The sequence below is a fragment of the Streptomyces inusitatus genome, assembly GCF_014651115.1.
Taxonomy (GTDB): domain Bacteria; phylum Actinomycetota; class Actinomycetes; order Streptomycetales; family Streptomycetaceae; genus Streptomyces; species Streptomyces amakusaensis.
This window is the reverse complement of sequence record NZ_BMWG01000075.1, coordinates 1-1,523: the sequence shown is the minus strand read 5'-3', so window position 1 is coordinate 1,523 and position 1,523 is coordinate 1. Positions and strand designations below refer to the sequence as shown.

The window sequence follows — 1,523 nt, the reverse complement described above, 5'->3', positions numbered from 1 at the left end:
ATCTGGTCGATTTCGGCTTGGGTGAGGCTCACCAACGGCAGATCCGACGGCGTCCGCCCCCCAGCACCCGGACGCTCCGCCTCCGCCACCAACTCAGCCAGAGCAGCCACCCAGGCATCCCCGAGTTCTTGCACTTGCCTCTCGGCCAGCACCTCACCGGGCCAGGTAAGAGTGAAGGAAACCTCCGGCCCCTCCGGAAGATCACGCGTCACCGCATTCACCGCGAGAGCATGCGTCAACGGCATCCGGTCATCCGCACCACCACCCAACACCCCCGACTCCACCGCAGGAGCCCAATCCTCATCCCGCCCCGCAGGAAAACGACCCAGATAATTGAACGCCACCGAAGCCGACGGCATACCCGCCAACACCCGACCCGTCTCCGCATTCAAATAACGCAGCAAACCAAACCCCACACCACCGTCCGGAACCCCCCGAACCGCCTCCTTCACCCCCTTCAACACCCCACCCACACCCGAATCCGCCCCCGTTCCCGTATTCAGACGGACCGGATACACCCCCGTGAACCACCCCACCGTCCGCGACAGATCCACCCCCGCCACAAACTCCTCCCGACCATGCCCCTCCACATCCACCAACAACGACCCACCAGCCCCGCCGCCGAACCCCGACCAACGGCCGAACGCCACCGCCAGCCCCGACAGCAACACCTCATCCACACCACAGAAAAACACCGACGACACCCGCGACAACAACCCCGACGACACCCCCGCCGGCAACACCCACGACAACGACACCGCCGAACCCACCACATCCCGCCCCGCATCCAGACGACGCGAACCGATCACCGCATCAGGACCCGACAACACCCCCGACCACAACCCCAACTCCCCCACCCGACCCGCGCTCGAAGCCTCCTCCCCCAACAACCGAGCCCACCGCCGAAACGACGTCCCCACCCCCGGCAACCCCACCGCACGACCCTCCGACAACGCCCCCCACGCCACCCCCAGATCCGACACCACCACCCGCCACGACACCCCATCAACCACCAGATGATGCGCCACCACCAACAACCGACCCGGAACCACACCACCCCGGTCGAACCACACCACCCGCACCATCACCCCGCCAACCGGATCCAGCTCCCCCGCCACCTCACGCCCCACCGACCCCACCAACACACCCAAATCCGCATCCGACACCCCCCACGCATCCACCCGCCGCACACAATCCACCGCCCGCACCACCCCCACACCCCCCACATCCAAACCCCACCCCTCCCCCACCCCCACCAACCGCGACCGCCACACATCGTGACGATCCAACACCGCCTGCACCACACCCCTCACCCCACCCAAACCCACACCACCCGGCACCCTCACCACCACCGACTGACAAAACCCCTCAAACCCCACACCACCCAACCCACCAAACCCCAACATCACCGGCGTCACCGGCAACACCCCCACACCCTCACCATCACCCACCACCCCCACCACACCCACATCCCGCGCCACCACCGCCAACCCACCCACCGACCCACACTGAAAAACCTCACG

At 66.6% G+C, this 1,523-nt stretch carries 1 protein-coding gene; it reads right to left on the bottom strand.

The features are described 5' to 3' along the window. A partial coding sequence (locus tag IE247_RS33870; protein WP_268247275.1) for a condensation domain-containing protein occupies nt 1-1,499 on the bottom strand: 1,499 nt, incomplete at its 3' end. Between the last annotated feature and the right edge of the window lie 24 nt (nt 1,500-1,523).